General features: G+C 40.7%; 15 protein-coding genes and 1 pseudogene. 5 read left to right on the top strand and 11 right to left on the bottom strand.

Features of this window, described 5'->3' with window-relative positions:
• Position 1 precedes the first annotated feature (1 nt).
• The gene (locus tag MTN97_RS01965; protein ID WP_248473550.1) at positions 2-1,030 is read right to left on the bottom strand and encodes an NADP-dependent oxidoreductase; all 1,029 of its coding nucleotides are present in this window, start codon (positions 1,028-1,030) and stop codon (positions 2-4) included.
• Positions 1,031-1,202: 172 nt separating this feature from the next.
• A pseudogene (locus tag MTN97_RS01960) lies at positions 1,203-1,688 on the bottom strand (GNAT family N-acetyltransferase).
• A gap of 168 nt (positions 1,689-1,856) precedes the next feature.
• Here MTN97_RS01960 and MTN97_RS01955 point away from each other — a divergent pair.
• Entirely contained in the window at positions 1,857-3,062 is a 1,206-nt protein-coding gene (locus tag MTN97_RS01955; RefSeq protein WP_248473549.1) for an anhydro-N-acetylmuramic acid kinase, read from the top strand.
• Positions 3,063-3,096: 34 nt separating this feature from the next.
• Here MTN97_RS01955 and MTN97_RS01950 read toward each other — a convergent pair whose 3' ends face one another.
• A complete protein-coding gene (locus MTN97_RS01950) occupies positions 3,097-3,582 on the bottom strand; it encodes a hypothetical protein (RefSeq protein WP_036983691.1) in 486 nt (161 codons plus the stop codon).
• 430 nt (positions 3,583-4,012) lie between these two features.
• Between MTN97_RS01950 and MTN97_RS01945 the strand changes: the two genes are divergently transcribed.
• The gene (locus MTN97_RS01945; protein ID WP_248473548.1) at positions 4,013-6,268 is read left to right on the top strand and encodes an EAL domain-containing protein; all 2,256 of its coding nucleotides are present in this window, start codon (positions 4,013-4,015) and stop codon (positions 6,266-6,268) included.
• 1 nt (position 6,269) lies between these two features.
• Here the strand turns inward: MTN97_RS01945 and MTN97_RS01940 are convergent, their stop codons facing one another.
• The 4 genes from MTN97_RS01940 to MTN97_RS01925 are packed head-to-tail and all read right to left on the bottom strand — an operon-like array spanning position 6,270 to position 11,036.
• Positions 6,270-6,668 carry a Sua5 family C-terminal domain-containing protein gene (locus MTN97_RS01940; protein WP_248473547.1) on the bottom strand — a complete coding sequence of 133 codons (399 nt, stop codon included), beginning with the start codon at positions 6,666-6,668 and terminating at the stop codon, positions 6,270-6,272.
• Positions 6,622-7,041, bottom strand: coding sequence for a hypothetical protein (locus MTN97_RS01935; protein WP_248473546.1), 420 nt, complete (start codon positions 7,039-7,041; stop codon positions 6,622-6,624). The genes MTN97_RS01940 and MTN97_RS01935 overlap by 47 nt, the downstream gene beginning before the upstream one ends.
• 3 nt (positions 7,042-7,044) lie before the next feature.
• On the bottom strand, positions 7,045-9,471 hold the full coding sequence (locus MTN97_RS01930; RefSeq protein ID WP_248473545.1) for a DUF2309 domain-containing protein: 2,427 nt from the start codon (positions 9,469-9,471) through the stop codon (positions 7,045-7,047).
• Positions 9,468-11,036: an NADH-quinone oxidoreductase subunit L gene (locus MTN97_RS01925; RefSeq protein ID WP_248473544.1), complete on the bottom strand. Its 1,569-nt coding sequence runs from the start codon at positions 11,034-11,036 to the stop codon at positions 9,468-9,470. The genes MTN97_RS01930 and MTN97_RS01925 overlap by 4 nt, the downstream gene beginning before the upstream one ends.
• A 96-nt stretch (positions 11,037-11,132) precedes the next feature.
• Between MTN97_RS01925 and MTN97_RS01920 the strand changes: the two genes are divergently transcribed.
• The 3 genes from MTN97_RS01920 to MTN97_RS01910 all read left to right on the top strand — a co-directional run bounded on the left by MTN97_RS01920 (position 11,133) and on the right by MTN97_RS01910 (position 14,605).
• Positions 11,133-12,011, top strand: a complete 879-nt coding sequence (locus tag MTN97_RS01920; protein WP_248473543.1) for a LysR family transcriptional regulator — start codon at positions 11,133-11,135, stop codon at positions 12,009-12,011.
• A 119-nt stretch (positions 12,012-12,130) separates the two neighbouring features.
• On the top strand, positions 12,131-14,086 hold the full coding sequence (locus MTN97_RS01915) for a hypothetical protein (RefSeq protein WP_248473542.1): 1,956 nt from the start codon (positions 12,131-12,133) through the stop codon (positions 14,084-14,086).
• A 60-nt stretch (positions 14,087-14,146) separates the two neighbouring features.
• On the top strand, positions 14,147-14,605 hold the full coding sequence (locus tag MTN97_RS01910; protein WP_248473541.1) for a thioredoxin family protein: 459 nt from the start codon (positions 14,147-14,149) through the stop codon (positions 14,603-14,605).
• Positions 14,606-14,645: 40 nt separating this feature from the next.
• On the opposite strand, the gene MTN97_RS01905 is transcribed toward MTN97_RS01910, so the two are convergent.
• The 4 genes from MTN97_RS01905 to bamB form a co-directional block, all read right to left on the bottom strand.
• Complete coding sequence (locus tag MTN97_RS01905; protein WP_248473540.1) at positions 14,646-15,956, bottom strand: DASH family cryptochrome; 1,311 nt, start codon at positions 15,954-15,956, stop codon at positions 14,646-14,648.
• Between the two features lie 131 nt (positions 15,957-16,087).
• Positions 16,088-17,815, bottom strand: coding sequence for a DUF885 domain-containing protein (locus tag MTN97_RS01900; protein WP_248473539.1), 1,728 nt, complete (start codon positions 17,813-17,815; stop codon positions 16,088-16,090).
• A 354-nt stretch (positions 17,816-18,169) separates the two neighbouring features.
• Positions 18,170-19,639 carry a ribosome biogenesis GTPase Der gene (gene der, locus MTN97_RS01895; protein WP_248473538.1) on the bottom strand — a complete coding sequence of 490 codons (1,470 nt, stop codon included), beginning with the start codon at positions 19,637-19,639 and terminating at the stop codon, positions 18,170-18,172.
• A gap of 93 nt (positions 19,640-19,732) precedes the next feature.
• Entirely contained in the window at positions 19,733-20,911 is a 1,179-nt protein-coding gene (gene bamB, locus MTN97_RS01890; RefSeq protein WP_248473537.1) for an outer membrane protein assembly factor BamB, read from the bottom strand.
• Positions 20,912-20,918 lie beyond the last annotated feature (7 nt).

Below are 20,918 nucleotides of genomic sequence, written 5' to 3'. Positions count from 1 at the left end.
ATTATAGTGGGCTGTTAATCTTTACTACGGTTTTACCAAAGTTCTTCCCACTGATCATGTCGTTAAATGCATTGATGGTGTTTTCAATGCCCTCTACCAGATGCTCGCGGTATTGAATTTTTCCGTCTTGTAGCCATTTTTGCATGTCTTGTGCAAATTCGTCATAGCGGTGGCCGTAATCGTCAAAAATAATAAAGCCTTGCATTTTAATACGTTTAGTAAGCAACTGCCCCATTAGCATACCCATACGGTCAGGCCCCTCTGGTAAGCTTGTCGCATTATATTGCGATACTAAACCACACAGCGGTACACGTGCTGCGGTATTAAGTAAGGGTAATACGGCGTCAAACACTTTGCCGCCCACATTTTCGTAATAAACATCAATGCCTTGGTCACATGCTTTTTCTAATTGCTCGGCAAAGTCATCGGCTTTGTGATCAATACAGGCATCAAAGCCAAGCTTTTCAACGGCATGAGCACATTTTTCGCTGCCACCGGCAACCCCTACGACTTTACAGCCTTTAATTTTAGCAATTTGGCCAACCGTTGCACCGACAGGCCCTGTTGCAGCAGCAACGACCACGGTTTCTCCTGCTTTAGGGGCGCCAATATCGAGTAAACCCATGTAGGCGGTAAAGCCAGGCATACCCATAATTCCCAATGCGTATGAAGGGTTTGTTGGCTCTTTACCTAATGACATTAAGCCCTCGCCATTTGAGATGGCGTAAGTTTGCCAACCTGTGTACGCTAATACCCATTCGCCTTCGCTAAATTTATTGTTTTTAGATGTTTCTACTTGGCACACAGTTGCACCAACCATTACATCACCAATTTCGACGGGGTCGGCATACGATTTAGCATCGCTCATACGACCACGCATGTAGGGGTCTAGTGATAAGTAAATTGTACGCAGCAGTACTTCGCCTTCTTTTAACGATGGAAGCTCTTTGCTTTTAAATTCAAAGTTTTCATTGGTAGGGGCGCCATGTGGGCGTGAGGCTAAAGTAAATTGACGGCTAGTTGTAGACATAAAAATCTCCAAAATAAAGTGAAAAAACCACCTATTACCGAATGTTTAAGCTTTAAAACAATACACGGCTCAACAATAATGCGCGGATAGGCAGATAAAATTTGTACCTTGATACACGAGCTTTGGGCGAGAGGGGGTTAATTCAACCTTTGCCAACATTTAATTAGAATAATTACTCTGTTTTTAGCATGCTAAATATATAGCTATCAAAATAGTGACCATTTTTATAAATTGCTTGTTTTAAAATAGCCTCGGTATTAAAGCCACTTTTAAGCAACGCCTTCATTGAGCCAGCATTACCAGCAAATACAGCCGCATAAATACGGTTTAAATTAGTACTTTTAAACACTTCTTTAGAATGGCTTGGGTGATAATACCTTGCCCCCAATATTGCTAACTAAGCCAATAGCCTATTTTCGCCACTGCGGCTATACTCAAATTCACCAAGGGTAATACCAATACACCCAACGCACAGACCGTCAACTTCGATGGCTTTAATGATGCCACATTTTGCTCCCTGGTTTACCCACCAATTCGCATCTACCTGCGTATACGGAAATGGAATTTTAGAGGATAAATAGCGTGCTACTTGCTGAACGTTCAAAATGGTTACTATTTGAAAGGTATCGTGTTGCTTGAACTCACGTAAAATCATCATATGGTAAATAAGTTTATTATTATCAACCAATAACCTAGCAAGCTTTAGGCGTTTAAACAATAGGCGTTTAAACAATGAAACTATCTTTTTAAAATTAAAGTGTATACAGCTATAACTTTGCTTTAAACTCTTTTAAAATATAATAAAAAGTACCTACACAGAGTCACTATGCATCCTCATATCGCCGCCCTTTATAACAGCGCTCAAAAGTCCAGTCGATTAATTATTGGCCTAATGAGTGGTACCTCTTTAGATGGTTTAGATGTGGCGCTATGTAAAATAACCGGAGCGGGTTTGCATACCCAAATAGAGGTATTAAAATTCACCACGGTTGAGTACAACGACGAGTATAAAACTAAAATAAAACAGGTGTTTGCTAAGCGCGAATGCGATTTAGAAGTGCTGACTTTGTTACATCCGTGGGTCGGTAAACTCCATGGTGCTATGGTTAATCAGTGTTTAGCACTGTGGCAAGTAAATCCAGTCGATATTGATGTAATAGCCAGTCACGGGCAAACTATTTATCACTGCCCGCAATCCCAACATAACCACCACGATTTTAAAAATGGCACGCTACAAGTTGGTGACAGTGATCAAATAGCGGTTACTACAGGCATTACCACGGTAGGTGACTTTAGGCAAAAGCATATTGCTGCTGGTGGTGAAGGCGCACCATTAGCTGTGTATGGAGATTATTTGTTTTTTGCCAGCCCAAATGAAAATCGTATTTTACTCAACATGGGGGGCATTGCTAATTTAACATTTTTACCTAAAAACGGCGATACTGGAGCGGTCTTTAGCTCTGACATTGGCCCTGGCAATACTATTATGGATGCTTATGTACAGCATTATTTTAAAGGGCTGCATTATGATGAGGGAGCTAAACTTGCCAAAGCTGGTAAAGTGAATACAAAGCTTCTTGCTGCGCTTACAGATAACGCGTTTTTTAAATTACCACTGCCTAAAACAACCGGACCTGAGGTGTTTAATTTAGCTTATTTACGGGCGGCACAAATGCATTCAACGACACAAAGACTAAATCACGAAGATGTTTTAGCGACTTTAAATGCCCTTTCTGCCACTACGATTGCTAAGGCGTTAAATGGCTGTGCTCAACATACTCAAGACTGTGTAGTGTATGCCAGTGGTGGAGGTATTCATAATCCGTTATTAATGGAGCAATTACTAATACATTGCCCAAACATTAAGGCGTTCAAAAACACCGAGAGTTTAGGCGTAAATCCTGATGCCAAAGAGGCCGTGCTGTTTGCTATTTTGGCAAATGAATGTTTGGCAGGGCAACGTCAAAGCTTAAATAATAACAACCAAGGTATTTTAGATATCACTATGGGTAAAGTGAGCTTTGCTGATTGAGTAATAAAATCAATAGAAAATTGTGCGCCAATAACTAAAAAAACGAAAGTAAAGCTGTTCCCATATTAGCGAAATACTGACGTACCCGATGCGGCTTAGGCGGCGCTAAATAAGTTGCAGGTGCAGTATAACCACTACCAAATTGGTTAATATGCATATCAAACTGCAAACTATTTTTTAACGTGCCGTGTTTACCATGCAAAATCATTTGCATCACAAAATCATGACTATGTGCTATTTGACTCAAAGTCAGGTTGACTCGCCTTTGTTCTAAATCAGATAAATTGAGTGTTTTTTCTGTGTAGTATTGAGCCGCTCGTGCATTTGGTAAAGTTGCGCTTAGTGAAATAATATCACTTTCATGGGCCGCTTCAGGTAAAACGCATTGCAGTGTGATTTGATGCTGACTGTTAGCATCCTGCGATAGCGTTTCAAATTCCATGCTGTGGCTCATTGCCGCAGACATAGGATCTTCAAATGACGGTAGTGCAAAGGTTAATTGCACCATAGATTCGCTCATGAGGGTCTTATAAAGCTTTGTTGACTAATAATGCAGCTATTATCACTGATGATTATTGCAAAATTGTGACTAAACTAAAGCGCTTGATGCAAGGGTTAATTTGGCTTGCAGTTTATAACTAAAGCTATTGTTTTAAATCAATATTATATTTAATAACTAAACTATAATAGTCGCTCAATAATCTCTGCGATAAACGTAAATACAGTTTACGGGGTTCAAACGTATACGAGCCTTGTCTTAACAATAAAATAAAACACTTACCAACTTTATTGTTAATTTATTTTATTTTTAATGTTAAATAGTGGGCATTTATTTATGTGTTTTTGTCAACTTTGCAATAAAATAGCTTGAAAATAAACCAAGCTAGCCATAAAGTGCATTTAAGGGCCCGAATACATAACACACTACCAAACGGGTTGTGAGAAATTAGATGGCACTAATAAAAAATAATTTATGGAAACTCTTTTGTTTTTTGCTATTGGGCGGTCTAGTCCTATTAAGCGTTTTGTTGGCTTATGAATGGCGAAATATCGAAAAAGAATACCGCACAAGTTCCCAAAACCGTGTCGAGTTTTCTGCGCAAGCACTTAAAAGTACCCTTAGAAATAAAGAGCTTATGCTGGATCTAATTGGCAGAGACATCCTTTCAAACAATAACTTAACCGAAAAAACATCAACAATTAAACTTCTCGACAATATTTTACTAGAAAACCCCGTGTTATTAGGCTTTGGACTGTTTAATCCCCAAGGGGAAATTATTTACTACAGCTCAAATTTAAATGCCTCAACAATGATTAATCTGAAAGAAAATGAAAAAACCCGCCAAAGTTTTTCACAAACCCTTAGCTCAGACAAGATGGTGTTAGGGCAAACTTATTTTAATCAATCGTTACAAGAATGGGTTATTCCAATAAGGAAGTCATTACGAGACAAAAGTGGCACTGTAATTGCCGTAATGACTGCAGGGATGGCGGTATCAAGAGGCGCTAAATATCTCAATATTTTGCAAAGTAATAGTGACGATTACATAATGCTAGCAAGAGAAATCGATGGTTTTATTCAATACAGTTCCGTAAAAGATGCAGATATAGCTAGCTATACAAAAACCAAAATTAAGCAGGCATTAGGGTTATCTGATAATGCTTTGATAAAGCAAACGGGCAAGGATAAAGAAATATTTAAATCCTCAGAAGAGGTGTTTACTATTGATACACATGTAGGTGGTAAGCCTTATTTAACATCTGCAAAATTTGATAATCGCTATCAATTATGGACACTCTCAAATCGGGCAATGCAGCCAATAAAAAGCGTCTTTTATTGGAAGGTATGCTGGTACTTTTTAATCTATTTACTAATTTGTACGCTCTTATATTTTGGTTTTAGGTTTATTGCTCGTGCTGAGCAAAAACGAGTTGATGAACTGTTTTACCTTTCTCGGAACGACGATTTAACAAAGTTACCCAATCGAAAAGCACTGCGTGATAGCTTTGAAGAAAAAAAAGACACATCTTTTAGTCTAGCAATCATAAACATTACCAATTTACGCTCAATGAATAATCGCTTTGGTATGGAGTATGGCGATAAGGCAATTAAAGCCTATGCCGCAATGTTGCAAGCTACATTCGCAGCTCCATACCTAGTTTTTAGAAACAGTGGTAATGAGTTTTGCATTATTACACCGCATTTAGCGGATGAGCAAAATAGGCGCGCTTTTGAACAAATATTAGCATCTTCTATTGAACAATATGAAACCAAAAATACCGAACGTCCTTTAAATATGAGTGTTGGTGTGGCCAACTACCCAGAGCATGGTATAACCAAAAGTAAGCTGGTCCGCAGTGCGCATTTGGCTAATCAATGGGCAAAAGATACAGGGCAATGGCTGTGCCATTACCATGCAGATATTAAACAAGCTTATTTGCGCCGTTTAAAAGTAGAAGAGCGGCTTAATATGGCGTTAAACGAGCAGTCATTGTTTATGGTGCATCAGTGCCAAGTAAATGAGCAGGGTAAAATTCATGCTATTGAAGCACTTATTCGTTGGCAGGATGATGAGCTTGGTATGGTATCTCCCGCTGAGTTTATTGCTATTGCAGAACAAAGTGATTTAATTTTTAAAATTGGTGACTTTGTTTTAGCGCGATCTATTGGTGAGTTTGCAAAAATGCAGCAACACAGCGATCCCCCTCTTGAATTGGCAATAAACATTTCAGTAATGCAATTTCAAAGTAGTGTATTTATTCCTACATTATTACACAGTTTAGAGACGCACAATGTAGCTCCACACAGTATCATTTTAGAAATAACAGAATCCCTCTTTATGGATAATATTGAGCATGTGATTGATACGATAAATAGCTTAAAATCTAGAGGGATACGCTTCTCGATGGATGATTTTGGTACAGGTTATTCATCACTAAGTTTATTAAGGCGCTTACCCATAGATGAACTGAAAATAGATAAAAGCTTTGTAGATGATATTTTGGTGGACTCTAAATCAAATAGTATGGTGCAAAGTATTATTGCCATTGCCAACAGCCATAACTTAAGTATTATAGCTGAAGGCGTGGAAGAACAGGCACAGTTTGATATGTTAGTGGATATTGGCTGTAAACGTTTTCAGGGGAATTACTTTTATAAACCAGTGGCAGCAACCACTGTTATTGAATACCTAACGGTTAATTAACTTATCCTGCAAATACTGTGGTGGCACGGCTAAGGCGGTCATTCACAGCCCCCCACTTACTGCTTACTGGCGGCTTTTCGATATAAATATTCATCGGTGTTGTCTTATCGATATAATGCAGCGTTTTATACATGTTTTTAGCATACTCAACAGGGCAACTACTTAGCTTAGTAATACGTTCGGATGGAATGTCGCTCGCTAATAATTGCTGTTGCACTTGAGTCGAATAGATTAAATAGTGACTTTTACCCTGAGAGTCTTCACTTAAAATTTTAGCGAAATCTTCAGTATTAGCCAACATGGCTGGTGCATGAGGCTGATAATGCGCTTTTACATTACCCGGTACCACTTCGTTATGTGAATGTGGCGTGCTGACATGCAGTAGCGATTGATTCAGCATTAGTTTCACTGTTAATAGTTAAGCTGCTCGGCGAAAATGGCCCGCCAGCATATCCATAAATAGCATTGTTATTGTGTTTATCATAAAAACAAATAACTTCTTCGTCCCAGTTCATTAAACCCGGATACGGCCCACCACCAAAACTGCCTTCACTGCCAAGCCCAAATTGCTCGCCTGTGAGTTCACATGCGCGCTGAGCTTTTGTCAGTGCCGCTGTGTTGGCACTGCCATGACGTTGTACTTCGTGACTAAACATCCCAAGTGTATCGGTATCAAATAAATCAGTAGTGAATACCTTAAAACCAAGTGGCTCTAGAGCAGGGGCCACTAAAGGGGCTTTTTTATGTTTCGTGGCAATGACTATCTTTGGCATAGCTTATATTTGTTCATTAGAGGCTGAAATAGTTGAGAAATATCCATTTTCGAACTGCTCGAGAGTATTATCATCGCCCCAGCGAATGAGAGTGAGCCAATGGTTATCAATCAGCTCCTTCACCATCGTATGCTTGTTATAAATTGCCGCGATTGCAGATTGCGGTGCAGCAATATATACATTAAGGCGAATCGGTTCGTGCATCCATTTATCCCCGTTGTGCAGTGATTGCATGGCTAAGCCAATACGAAGGTCACCGCCATTACCTTCAAATAATCCAATATTACCGCCAACTGCATTGTGGAGTATTTTATTACCACTGCCGTATTTATGGTTGTCGGTAACCGAGGCATTATATTGACTATTGATCCAATGGGTTACTATCATGGGGGCGGTCATGATCAGTTCTAATACCGCAAATTCGTTATCGTTTTCCCATTCATAATCATGTAAAAAGCAGCGTCCTTGTAAGTTAACACTGCGAGTCCATGCTCGTGGTGCAACAATAAAGGCGGCGTTATTAGCAAGCCCCCATTCTGGGCGTACTTGCGACCAATCGCGGGCACGTTGATGATAAGCATGGTTAATTTCATCTGCGGTTTTATTAACTAACTGTGGGTCGATATTTATTAAACGTTCTTGCTGAGCGGTTTGCGTGGCAACGGTTAGCCATTTTTTTAGATTGTCATTAAGCTCGGTATCGTAAGCGGTGATGACATCCGTGGTTGTGTTATGAATAGCGGCAATAAATTGCGTGCTCTGTGCCAGTGTTAGCCCTCGCTCTTTAAGCGCTTGGCGCACTTGGGTATCGTTTAGTAAGTTTGCTAGCACGCGTACATTAACTTCGCCACTTTGCCCTCCACATGCCCCACATTCTAGGCCAGCGCTGTGCAAGTTATTAGTTGTATGGCTGGCGTGGCCCACCAACATAACATGCGGCGCAAACTCTTTTATTCCTAAGGTGTTAAGCACTTTTTGAGCTAAGTCGGTTTTGTCTTTTAGGGTCAGTTGTTGCTGGTTTTGTGTTAGTTGCCAGTTAGTGGTTGCGCACTTTTTAGCTTTACCTTTAGATAAAAAGGTATTTTTTATTAATTTAAATGCATACAGCCAGCCTGCCGATTCAACCATAGAAAACGATGAGGGGGCTGATTTTGACCAACTTTGCCATGTAGCACTATTTTGACGAGATGCTTCAAGCGCCGCGTCTTTGTGTGTTTGTGTGGCATGTATTGCTGGTTTGAGTAGCCCTGGTAGTTGAGGACGAGTAATTGCACTACCATTTTCTTGATATTCTAGTGGCAATCCAAAAAAACCGGCAAAGCCGAAGGTTTCTATATTTTTACTTTGCGATTCAAGCGCGCGGCGAATAACCTCTGAGCGTACATCAATACAAAACACCGCTTGTAATTGAGCGTTGTTCACTGGGGTTTTAGTGGCGCTTTGCAGTGCATGATTAAGCGGGTATTGATAGCTTAGCTCCAGTGCTTTTGCCCACACCCATAATGGCTTTTGTGCTAATTTGTGTGCATGCAGGCGCTCAACTACGAGTGACTTTTCTTGCTGCCACTGACTTTGTAGTTGTTTAAATGAAGCACTATCATGATCTGCCAGATACTGCCAAATAACCAAGTCCCATGCCATTCGCATGGCCAGTAGCTGTTTCATATCATCTTTGGGTTTAGCGTAAAGTTGGCCTTGGAATCGCAAATACGCCAACCACGATGCCCAACCGTTAATATCTAAGAGCAATGAGTGCGCGTATAACTCTAACGAGTCGTTATCTATGTTAAGCGTTGAGAGTGTTAGTGCAATCAGTTCATCAGCGCAAGTGGGCAGTTGTTTAAAGTAGCCATTTAAATGCTTTTCATCCATTACAATACTAATGCCTTTATCCGCTTGTATAACGGTTAACCAATGGCGATATAAAGGTGATTGTGGTGATGTGTCATCACCATGAAGCATAGGGCCAAGCTGCTGATAATGCGCGGCACAAAACTGGCTCAATTGATGGGTAATTTCATCATGCCAAGCCATTTTATGTTTATTGCGCTGCTGGTCGAGTAAATCTGCAATGTTGTGCCAATCCACTAAAGGAACATCAATGTGAAGGGTTTGTATGAGTTGCTCATGCGTAAAGTCACTGTTAAGTAACTTGGCTGCATCGGCCAAGTGGTTATCAGTAATAATGCCGTTGTCGTACTTGTGCTGATAAAAGTCTTTAGGCATTAGCATATTGGCATTACATAAGGTATCAATGCGTGCGCTTACATCTTCAATAGGCAGGTGGCGCATTTCCCAAAATGGGTTAACGGCAATCATCTGATCTAAAGGCCAGTTTGGTGCTATGTAACCGCATACTTTATTAAGTATGTTGTTTTCAGTGTCACTTAACGATAAAGCCGTGTGATTTGAATGCGTTTGATTGCTCATTTTGATTCCTCAACGGTGATTCCAGCTGCATGATTTTTTAAATCGGTGTGGCCATTATTAGGTAAATTTATCGGCCATATTTTTAGGGTTAACCGCGTAAACCACTCATCTAAATACAAACCTGCAAATAATAGGGTGGAAAGTGATTTAACCTGTGGTCGCCAAGACTGGTAGCGTAAAAAGTAGCTGGCAATCATTAACGTTAAAATAAGGGCTATTACCCAGCTATCGGCGAGGCTAAATGCAGCTTCGCGCCACTGCTCAAGCTCTAGTGCTAAAGTAAATATATTTTTAGCAACCACATAACTAATAACAATTAATAGTGCGACTAGCAGTTTTTTACTGTAAGTTTGCACGCTAGAAGCGCCATGTTGGTTGGCCAGTAAAATAGTTAAAGCTGATGCTAAAAGTAGCCACACACTGACCGCGCCTTGATAGCCGCTAATGAACCATGCAGCGCTAACTAGGGTAATCGACACCAATGCCCCCGTTAACCAAGCAAAGCACGTGGGTGATTGTTTTGGAATGTGGCGGCGAATCAGATCTTCGTTTACACCGTTGCCTGAGTTTAAAAATGCAAAGGCTTTATAGGTTGAATGAGTAACAAGGTGAAGCAGAGCCAGTTCAAATAATCCCAGCGCACATTCTATGAGCATTAATCCCATTTGCGCACTGGTAGACCAAGCAAGCCTTACTTTAACGCTTATTCGGGTAGTCATTATTAATGCGCTGATCACTGTGGTTAAACCAGCAATAATTAAAATTAACCACTGTGCAGCCGCAGCTTGAATAAACAAAGGCGCAAATAAAATTAATAAAAAGCCACCTAAATTTATCACCCCAGCATGCAATAAGGCACTGACGGGTGTAGGCACCTCAACCACTTTGATTAGCCAGCCATGCATAGGCAACTGAGCACATTTGATTAAAGCTGCAAAAGCGATTAAAAAGGCCGCGAGTTGTTCAGCCAAAGATAGCGGTAGTGTGGTGGTGTGATAAAAAGTAGTGATATCGCTAATGTATAGGCTATTGTGAGTAACCGATAAAATAATAAATGCGACGAGTAATAAGGATTCGGCAACACGTGCCACAATAAACTTTTTATGAGCGGCGAGTACCGCACGAGGGCGCTCAGGATAAAACATTAATAGCTTGTGCAGTGCTAAACTTATCGCCACCCAACCTAGCCAAAATAGCGCTAAGTGGTTGCTCATAACCACAATTAATACGGCAGTGATGGTAAGTAGTAGCCATCGCCAAAAGTAGTTTACGCGTGGCTCACCTTGCATATAGTGTTTGCAAAACCGAATTAATATCAGCGTTATGAACAGGATTAGTCCTAGCATAATAATTCGGGTCATGGTCAGCGATAAGAAACTGAGTAAATCAAAAGCATAAATTTGATGAAGCGTAATAGCTGTTATAAATGCAATGCTATTAAACACCATTACTTTAAACAGCACATGACCATTTGAAGCGCGCGATTGTTGGCCAATTAACCAGGCTGCTATAAATATGCTCAAAGGCATTATTAGCAGTAACAACGAAATAATATACTCACTCATTCAGTGCTCCTTATTTAGTGAGCAAAGTATGGCAAACTAGATAACTAAATAAAAATAGATATAATGCATATAAACGTTCTATAAAAGAGAACAGTAATGAGCCGTTTAAATTATCATCACTTATATTATTTTTGGTCGGTTGCTCGTATTGGTAACTTAACCCAAGCCGCGAAAGAACTGCATTTGTCGCAGTCAGCGCTCTCTACGCAAATAAAACAATTAGAGCACACCATTAATATTGAGTTATTTGAACGTAAAGGCCGCACACTCGCATTAACCGATATGGGAAAGCGGGTGCAAATGTACGCCAACGATATATTCACCAAAGGGGAAGAACTGTCGTCTTTTATTCATAAAGGGCTGATTTCCCAAACTCAGCATTTATCAATCGGGGTGCTCAATACGCTCTCTCGTAACTTTATCGAAGAATTTATTAACCCCTTAATGAGCAATGACGAAGTACGATTTTCACTGACTGCAGGGCGTATGGATGGGCTGCTAAATGGTTTGGCAGAGCACGAACTGGATTTAGTTTTAACCAATAAACCCATCGGGCTTGAGCACTACGATCAGCTTTGGCAAAGTCAGTTGGTATCTCGTCAGCCATTAGCTATAGTTGGCCCAGCTGATAAAAAAACACGCGGCCAGTTTCCATCAGGTTACAAGGATGCACAGTGGGTGCTACCCGCTAAAACCTCCGCCATTAGAGATTCATTTAATGCTTTGTGTGCTCGTTGGCAGTATCAGCCAAAAATAAAAGCAGAGGCTGATGATATGGCTATGCTGCGATTACTTGCCCGTGATAGTGGTGCGTTATCGGTATTGCCATCAGTTGTAGTAAAGGATGAAATTGAACAAGGCCTACTAGTTGAATATCAGCGTTTACCCGATGCGTTTGAGCACTTCTATGCCATTACCGCGCAGCGAAAATTTGTACCAGACATATTAAAGTCGCTGCTTGCCAAAACCTGCTAATTACTTTTAAAGAATGTTTTTTGCGTAAATACTTTATTTTTAAATAATAAAAACGAATTAAAGCTTTTAATTCGTTGGCCGATACCGTATTTGTATTGTACTGAAGATTAAGGATAATCATGGTTAATAAACTACAAGGCAATTATGCTAACCTAAATGCGTTGCTTGCCCAATCAGTCAATAGTTTAAACCACATCAATGTGTCCACAGGCTTACAATCGAGAGCTCACTTAGCGCCAAGCACGGCAACAATCACCGATGAAATGCTCAGTCAGTTTAGTGACCAACAAGTCGATGAAATACTTAATCAGCAATTATCCTCGTTACTCACTATTTCTAGCGCACCCAGTGGCTCAAATTATAAACTCTCCAGTGAAGAGGTTGCGCTGCGAACGGTTATCAGTTCTCAGCAAGAGGGCCTATTAAAAAATGAACGTAGTGATCAGTTAATTGAGCGTTTAAACAGCTCGGTAAAAAATATTCAGGGCGCTTATGCTAACACTAGCGATATTTTATCAAACTTGGGGCAGCTTGGGTTCAATCAAAAAACCTTTTTAGCGTCTAGTCAGCAGCGTGTTGAACGCTCGCTAGACCCCTTTATGGAAAGTTTTAACCGCGAGCGATATGAGGATGATGATAACTATGGATTTGAGCTGTCGGTAAAAACCAAAGAAGGTGATGTTATTAAAATCACTTTTCATTCTGCGCAAGGTTACGATGAAGAAACCGGCGAAACCACCGACGAATTTAGTGTAAGTTATAAAGTAGATGGCGACCTATCAGAGGCTGAACATCAGGCATTAACGCAAGTATTTTCTGGTGTAGGCGAAATGGCAGATGAATTTTTTAAAGCTAAACAAAGCGCTTACAGTCGTTATGTACCCGCAAACCAAACTGATTTAGATTTAAGCTTTTTAAGCAATTTTGATAATAAACAGCTTTCGGGTTTTGATTTGTATTTTTCAACGTCAGAGGGAAATACTGCCGATGCTGATGGAGCGCTCCTTGGTATAGATAATGAGCTTAATTTAAGTTATACCCTTGATGAGGATTCTGAGCAGCAACTACTCGAGTTTGAATCGGTAAACGGACAAAACAATATTGATTTTTCGCTTGATATGTCAACCATTGGCGCGCAAGACAAAAGCCAAATGCAACAATATATAAAAGCGCTCGATAAGAGTTTAGAAGATAGCCAGCTCAATAGCTCTGAGAAAAGTACACGTTCTGCGTTTGGTCACAAAAGTGATGAAGTAATGAAACAAGGGTTGGCTGTTTTTAAAAGTGCGTTTAGTAGTATGTCATCAGCTGCTGAGCGCTATAGCGAAATTGAGTTGGTTGCTACAAAGCAGTTTACTAATGGACGCGAGCTAGTAGCTGATTTGGTTGACAATATGATCACCCGTGATCCACGTTATCAAGGGCTAGGTAGCAGTAATAAAAATTCCTTAGGTGATGGTATTTCTAAGTTAGCTGATTTTGATGCAAAATTCTCTTTTGCAATGGATCAGGGGGATTACATAGCAACAAGCACCACAAAGCTGAGTCAAAATACAGAATACCAAAAGTCAGCAGGATTAACTGGGGTTACTCAAGATAAAGCGTCGAGCACGCGTTTTAATTATGAAGCAGGTAACCGCTCTGACATCCCCCCTGATTATTATGATAAACAAGAAAATTACACTATTGGTACCGCTGTAAAAAATAACGAATTGGTTGCTCTTGATCAGGCTCATGAGGTGGATGTAGATAAAAAAGTTTATCAGTTTAATCCCGAAATATCTCAATACGAACTAAAAAAGGAATTGAAAGAAACAACCACCAGTGAGAGCAATATTCGTGTTATTAACGATATTTGGCTCGAGAAAAATGAAGATAGTTATCGTATGAATGAAAGAAAACGACTCAGTGGTGTGGGGGCGACAAACGAGTTTAGAACAACATCGAGTTATTCACATACGCAATTAGTAACATTAATCGGTGATTTAGATAAATTAGAACAAAACAAAGAAGCCAAACGTGAGTACTTAGCCGTTTTATCGCAAGTGAATGATTTTATGGATAAAAGTAAGTAAGTGTATTCACTTAAGCTCGATTATGGGTATAGTAGCTAAAAGCTAGTTAGGTATAGGTTTATGTTAAAACAATTAATTTTACTCTTTATTTTGAGTCTACCACTGGCAGTGAAAGCAACGCTCAAACCACACTCAGACGCTGTTACTGCTAAGCGTTTATTAAGCGATCACGATAAATTTGCCAAGCAATACCAAGCATTTTCGCCTACACCGCAAGACGTTGCATTGATGCAAAAACTAGCAGGTAAAGAGGTGTTAGTGCTTTTAGGTACCTGGTGTCATGACAGTGCTCGCGAAGTACCTCGATTTATAAAGTTACTCGATGAGTCTAAGGTTAAACTCTCGAAAATAACCTTTGTTACAGTCGGTTATGATAAACGTGATGAGGCAGGTATTGCTCTAGCGCATGACTTACAATATACCCCCACTTTTATTGTTAAGCATAACGGGGTTGAAGTTAACCGCGTAGTAGAAAAACCCAGCGGCACTCTCGCCCAAGATTTAACCTTAGGCTTATAACGAGAGTCAGCTAGCCAATATCATGTTCGAGGTTTTATTTTTACACTGGCCAATCAGCGGCGTCTAAGTCATCTAATTGTGCATCGCAATGCTCATTTCCTTGCCACTTGGCAATGTATACACCGTGTGGGTCGTATTGCTGGGTTTGTTTTGCCAAATTAAAGTGTCGCCCACCGCGCGGATCGACCCCAACCCCAGCAATATATTGCCAGTTGCCCCAATTAGCGGCTACATCGTAATCAATAAGTTGTTGTTCAAAGTAAGCAGCGCCATAGCGCCAGTCTAGTTGTAGTTCGTTGACCAAACAGCTGGCTGCAATTTGTCGTGAACGGTTAGTGATAAAGCCCGTTGCGTTAAGCTCTTTCATAATAGCGTTAACTAGCGGAAATGGGGTACTGCCTTGGCACCATTTTGCAAAACGGTTCGGGCTAAAAGTGGTAAGTGGCGAGCTTTGTTTTTTACCTTTAAAAGTAAATAACTGATGCTTCACATTAATTGCATGCCACTTAAAATACTCACGCCAGAGCAATTCAAACTTGATCCAGTATGTTGATTCATTTTCCCCATGCTGCGCTTCATAGGCATCTACTGCACAAAAAATTTGCTTGGCACTAATACAACCAAAAGCCAGCCAGCTACTAAATTTAGTCGAGTTATCAAAGCCATCCAGCTCATTACGGGTGATTTTATAGCTGCTTGGTAAAGCTGATGAAAAGTACTGTAGACAATGCGCAAGGCCGGCTTTGTGTCCACCTTGGAGTAAAGGGTTTCCTGTTGGCGGCTCTGATATAGGCTGTTTAGCACATAAAATAATAGGCGGTGGAAGTCTTTTTGCTGAGAACGGCACTGCGGATAAACTGATACCAGTGGCTTCGATTTTTTTTCTAAAAGGGGTAAAGCCGGTTGGTAAATCAGCAAGTTCAAAGGGCAGTTGTTGCTGTTGATATAAGGTATCTTGCATCACAGATTTAAATACCACAGTAGCGCATTTCGATTTAAGCGCGGTAATTTGGCGTTGCTCATAAACGCCTATTTGCTCGCTATAAACTACTTCATCAATGCCAAGCTCATTAATACGCTGTGTTAATACCCTTACCGGATCGCCTTCTAAAATATGCAAGGTTTGGCCAAGCCCTAAAACAGACTCCTGTAGCTCGTATAGGCTTTGTATTAGAAAGCGTTGTTTATGTACACCATAGGGTTTTTGTTGATAGTTATTGCTTTTAAACCAAGCAGGATTGATCACAAATACGATATCAAGTTCACATTGTTGTTGTGATAAATCATTGAGTATGGGGTTGTCATCAATGCGCAAATCATTTTGCAGCCAATACAGAATACGTTTTTTCATACTTAAGCTCTGGTTTTTAAAATCATTAACTTTACGAAGTAAAAGTGGGTAGGGATTAGTTTTGAGGTGTTTAATAGGGCTTTAAAAAGAGGCGGCAACAATACCGCCTCTCAATTTGTTCTAGCTTTATTTTAAATAGCTGATTTTTGCTGTGCTATCCAGTCATTAATTACATCTTCTAGTACCGCCATAGGGAGTGAACCTTGTCCAATAACGGTATCGTGGAAGCTGCGTATATCAAATTGTGCGCCTAGCTGTTTTTCTGCTTTGGCACGTAGTTCGCGTATTTTAATTTCGCCCATTTTGTATGAAAGCGCTTGGCCTGGCCAAGAAATATAGCGGTCTATTTGATCTTCCACTGCGCTTTGTGGCAAAGCGGTATGATCAGCCAAATAATCAATCGCCTTTTGGCGGCTCCAGCCAAAGGCATGAATACCGGTATCAACCACTAAGCGCACTGCGCGCCACATTTCGTAGCCTAAACGGCCAAAGTCACTGTATGGGCTTTGGTAAAAGCCCGCTTCTTTACCTAAACGCTCTGTATAAAGTGCCCAGCCTTCGCCAAAAGCAGAGTGGCTCAGTGTGCGTCTAAATTCAGGAACGTCTAACTCCATCGCAATGGCGTTTTGTAAATGATGCCCAGGTATGGCTTCGTGTAGGCTAAGTGCTTCTAAATTATATAAAGGCTGCAGTTTTGGAGTTGAGGCTAAAAAGTAAGTCCCCGGTGAACGATTATCTGCCGGTGGCATATAAAATGCGCCACGACTCGCTGAGCCTTTAATAGTAAAAGTATTGCGCGGTAAGTGGCCAAAGTAAGTAGGGAGTTTGCCATACATTTTTTGGGTTATAAAGGCGGTTTTTTCGAGCAAGTCTTGGGGATCGGTTGCGTAAAATTGCTCATCGGTTGCCAAAAATTCTAAAAACTCGCTATAGCTGCCATCAAAGCCAACTTTATCAATAATACTTTGCATTTGCGCTTTGATGCGTGCCACTTCTTTAAGGCCAAGCTCATGGATTTGCTTGGGGGTCGCATTTGTTGTGGTGTAATAATTTACTGTATATTTGTAATAATCAAGGCCCCCTTTGATGCTTGCAATACCGGGCTGCGCTCTACAATGTGGCATATATTCGTTTTCAAAAAAGTCATAAAATTGCTCGTAAGCAGGCACGACTTTTGAGGCAATTAACGCTTTAGCTTTATTTTGGTAAGTTTCTTTTTGCGCTGCGCTAAATGTATTAGGGATGCGAGTAAATGGTTCATATAAGGCGCTATTCTCAGGTTGTTTAACTATATGGGCGTTAATACTTTGGGCATAATTTTTAAACGTTTCGCAGTAGTGGGTAAAACCAGTTTGAATGCCTTGCTTCATTAAATTAATGTTTTGCTGATTAAAGCGCGGGTAATCACCAAGGCTCACTAAAAAGGCATCGTAATCCTCGGCGGTTAAAAAGGCCATGTTAGCCGGCGCTTCTGCAAAGTAAGTATGCCAGCCACTTAAAAAATTAACCGGAAAGTATTTATCTTGGTAAAGGTAGCTTTGCTGCTCGGTTTCTCGCTCATATTTAAACAAGCGGTAGTTCATTAACTGCTCGCTATTGAGCGTTTTAGGATCAATGCCGGCTAAGTTTTTTAGTACGCTGTTGTTGTAAGCTTGGCGCTTTGCAATGGCTTGCTCGCTCCAATCGGGTAGGGTACCGTTGGGCTTCCAACCATCAGGATCGGTTCTAAAAAATATTTTCTCAGCTTTGGCGTTTTGCCAGTGGTTATCAATAATGGTTTTTAAATCGCTGTTACTGTCGGCTAAGCTTGGCAGCGAGGTGGCTGCTAAGGCAATAGCTAAGATTGTTTTTTTAAACATGTTGAATTTCACTTTTTAGAGTTTTAATTGTCATATGCGTGCCTATTTTACGATAATAACAAGTTCACTCAATTAATGCGTTGGTTTTATAACATTAAGGCGTGTGTTTAATTGCTCTCCTTACTTATTTTATTTATATAAAAATGGAGAAATAATTTTTTAAGAATAATGATTTAAACAGCACATAAAAGCTTACCAAGGGTATGTGGGGCAACCATACGCTTTGCACTTTGATGTCAAATAACCCTTCTACGAGTACTGTTACTTTATTTTAGATAAAAAAATAGCGTACTTTTATTGTACGCTATTTAATTTTGACCTAGCACCTAGCACCTAGCACCTAGCACCTAGCACCTAGCTTTTATTGCGGTTTTCTTTACTAAACGCGCGAATTTTACGTTTTTGCGACAAGGTTACTTTATTAGTACGCCCTGCAAATGGGTTATCGCCTTCTCTAAATTCAATTTTGATTGGCGTACCCATAATTTTTAGTGCTTTACGGTAGTAGTTCATTAGGTAGCGTTTGTAGCTATCAGGTAAATCATGAACTTGGTTACCATGAATGACGATACGCGGTGGGTTATAACCTCCAGCATGCGCATATTTAAGCTTAACACGACGACCGCGAACAAGTGGCGGCTGGTGATCTGCTTGTGCCATATCCATGATACGACGTAACATAGCGGTGCTTATACGTTTAGTTGCCGACTCATATGCTTCGTCAACTGATTCAAATAAATGGCCAACACCCGTACCATGTAGCGCAGAGATAAAGTGCAAGCGGGCAAAATCAATAAAGCCCAAACGACGATCAAGCTCAGTTTTAATACGATCTTTAACGTAGTTATCTAGGCCATCCCACTTGTTCACGGCAATCACCAATGAGCGCCCTGAGTTAAGGGCAAAGCCTAATAAGCTTAAATCTTGATCTGAAATACCATCGCGGGCATCAACCACTAATAGCACCACGTTACAATCTTCGATTGCTTGTAGTGTTTTAATGACTGAGAATTTCTCAACCACGTCACTTACTTTTTTGCGTTTACGCACACCGGCTGTATCGATAAGAATATATTCTTTATCATTACGGGTCATCGGAATATAGATAGAGTCGCGCGTTGTACCTGGCATATCGTATACAATAACGCGTTCTTCACCTAGTATACGGTTAGTAAGGGTTGACTTACCTACATTTGGACGACCAATAATTGCCAACTTTACCGGCTTGTCGGCAAACGCTTGGTGATCGGTGTCATCTTCTTCACCTTCTTGATATAAGTCGATAAGTTCTTCATCGTCATCGGCTACATCTTCATCAAGAGCGGCAAGTTCAGCAATAACAGGCTGAAGAGTTTGCTCAAGCAGTAAAGTAATACCACGGCCATGTGCGGCAGCGATATGATGAACTTCACCAAGTGAAAGTTGGTAAAACTCAGCACAGTTTGAGTCGGCATCAATGCCGTCTGTTTTATTGGCAACAACAAAACATTTTTTCTCTTGCTTACGTAAGTGGTTAGCAATAGCTTGGTCAGCCACTGTCATACCTACGCGAGCATCAACTAAAAATAAAACAATATCCGCTTCTTCAATGGCTAGTAATGACTGATCAGCCATTTCGGTTTCGATACCTTCTTCTGAGCCATCAATACCGCCCGTATCTACCACGATAAATTCAAAGCCATCGTAATTTGCTTGGCCATATTTTCTATCACGCGTTAAGCCAGGAAAGTCGGCAACGAGTGCATCACGAGTACGTGTTAAACGGTTAAATAATGTGGATTTGCCCACATTGGGTCGCCCTACAAGAGCGATCACGGGAAGCATAAACTACCTCTTTAAAAAACAACAAAAGGCTTCGCAGTGCGAAGCCTTACAAAAAATAATTAACTATTAGTGCCTTACACTAATAGTAGACAGTTAGTTCGGTATTTTTACCGCGCTAACTTCACCATCGCGGGTGTATAAAATCAATTTATCGTCAGCGACAACGGGCTCAACAAAAAAACCTGAGCTGTCAAAGTCTTCACGAGATACTAGCTCGCCAGTGTCTTTATTTAACCAATGCAAATTGCCTTCTTGGTCACCTAACGCTAAATAATTACCGGCAACCGCTGGGCCTGTTAAGTACCAGCCACGAAGAGCGGGTTGGCTCCAACGTTCAATGCCTGAATCTTTATCAAGTGCATAAACAACGCCGTTACTATCAACAACGTAAATTGTTTGCAAATCCATGCTAATTTCACGGTAGCTGCTGTATTCACGTTTCCATACAACATTCCCTGAACGAATATCTACTGCTGATAAGTTACCATTGTATGCAATAGCATAAGCAAATGGACCGCTAATGATCGGCTGCGTATCTACATCAACTAAACGTTCAAACTCTGATGCGCCTTTTGGCACTGCAATTTCTGCACTCCATGCCGAGTAGCCACTCTCAGAAATTAAAAAACTGAGCTTACCTGTTTCAAGGCCAACCAATACACCACCGTTAGCCACAGTAGGTGAACTTTGACCGCGTAAAGTCAGCGGTGGCACTTCTTGCTCAAAGCTCCAGCGTTCTTCACCAGTATCTGGGTGAAGCGCAAGTAACTTACCTGAGGCTAAATTAACAAAGATTAAGCCATCGCCTGCAGCGGGTTTAGAGAGTGATTCGCCAGGTACTTTTTTACGCCAAACTTCTTTACCAGTCTCACGGTCAAGTGCAATGACATAGCCATGTTCTGAACCTAAATAGATTTTACCATAAGCTTGTAATATTCCACCTGATAATTTTGCATTTACGTTATCGCTCCAAGGCCAAAACGATAAATCTTGACGAACGTCGGTTTCCCATTGGGTATCGCCATTGGCAAGTGATAAGGCTTCTACTTGGCCTTCACGGCTAGCAACATACACTGTCTCTTTATAAACAGCGGGTGATAAGCGTGAAAAGTAATGCTCTACACCGCTACCAATAGATTCTTGCCATACTATGTCAGTTTCGAATTGATTGGCTATTTCTGGAAGCACCAGTTCTTCTTCGTCATCACTTGAAGAGCATCCCATTAGGGTTGCCATACATAGGGCGAGCGTTGCTGTTGTTATTTTTCTCATGCCTAAA

Source organism: Pseudoalteromonas sp. 2CM36K (genome assembly GCF_023161865.1).
Taxonomy (GTDB): Bacteria; Pseudomonadota; Gammaproteobacteria; order Enterobacterales; family Alteromonadaceae; genus Pseudoalteromonas; species Pseudoalteromonas tetraodonis.
The sequence above is the reverse complement of the archived record's forward strand: the minus strand, read 5'-3'. Positions and strand labels throughout refer to the sequence as shown.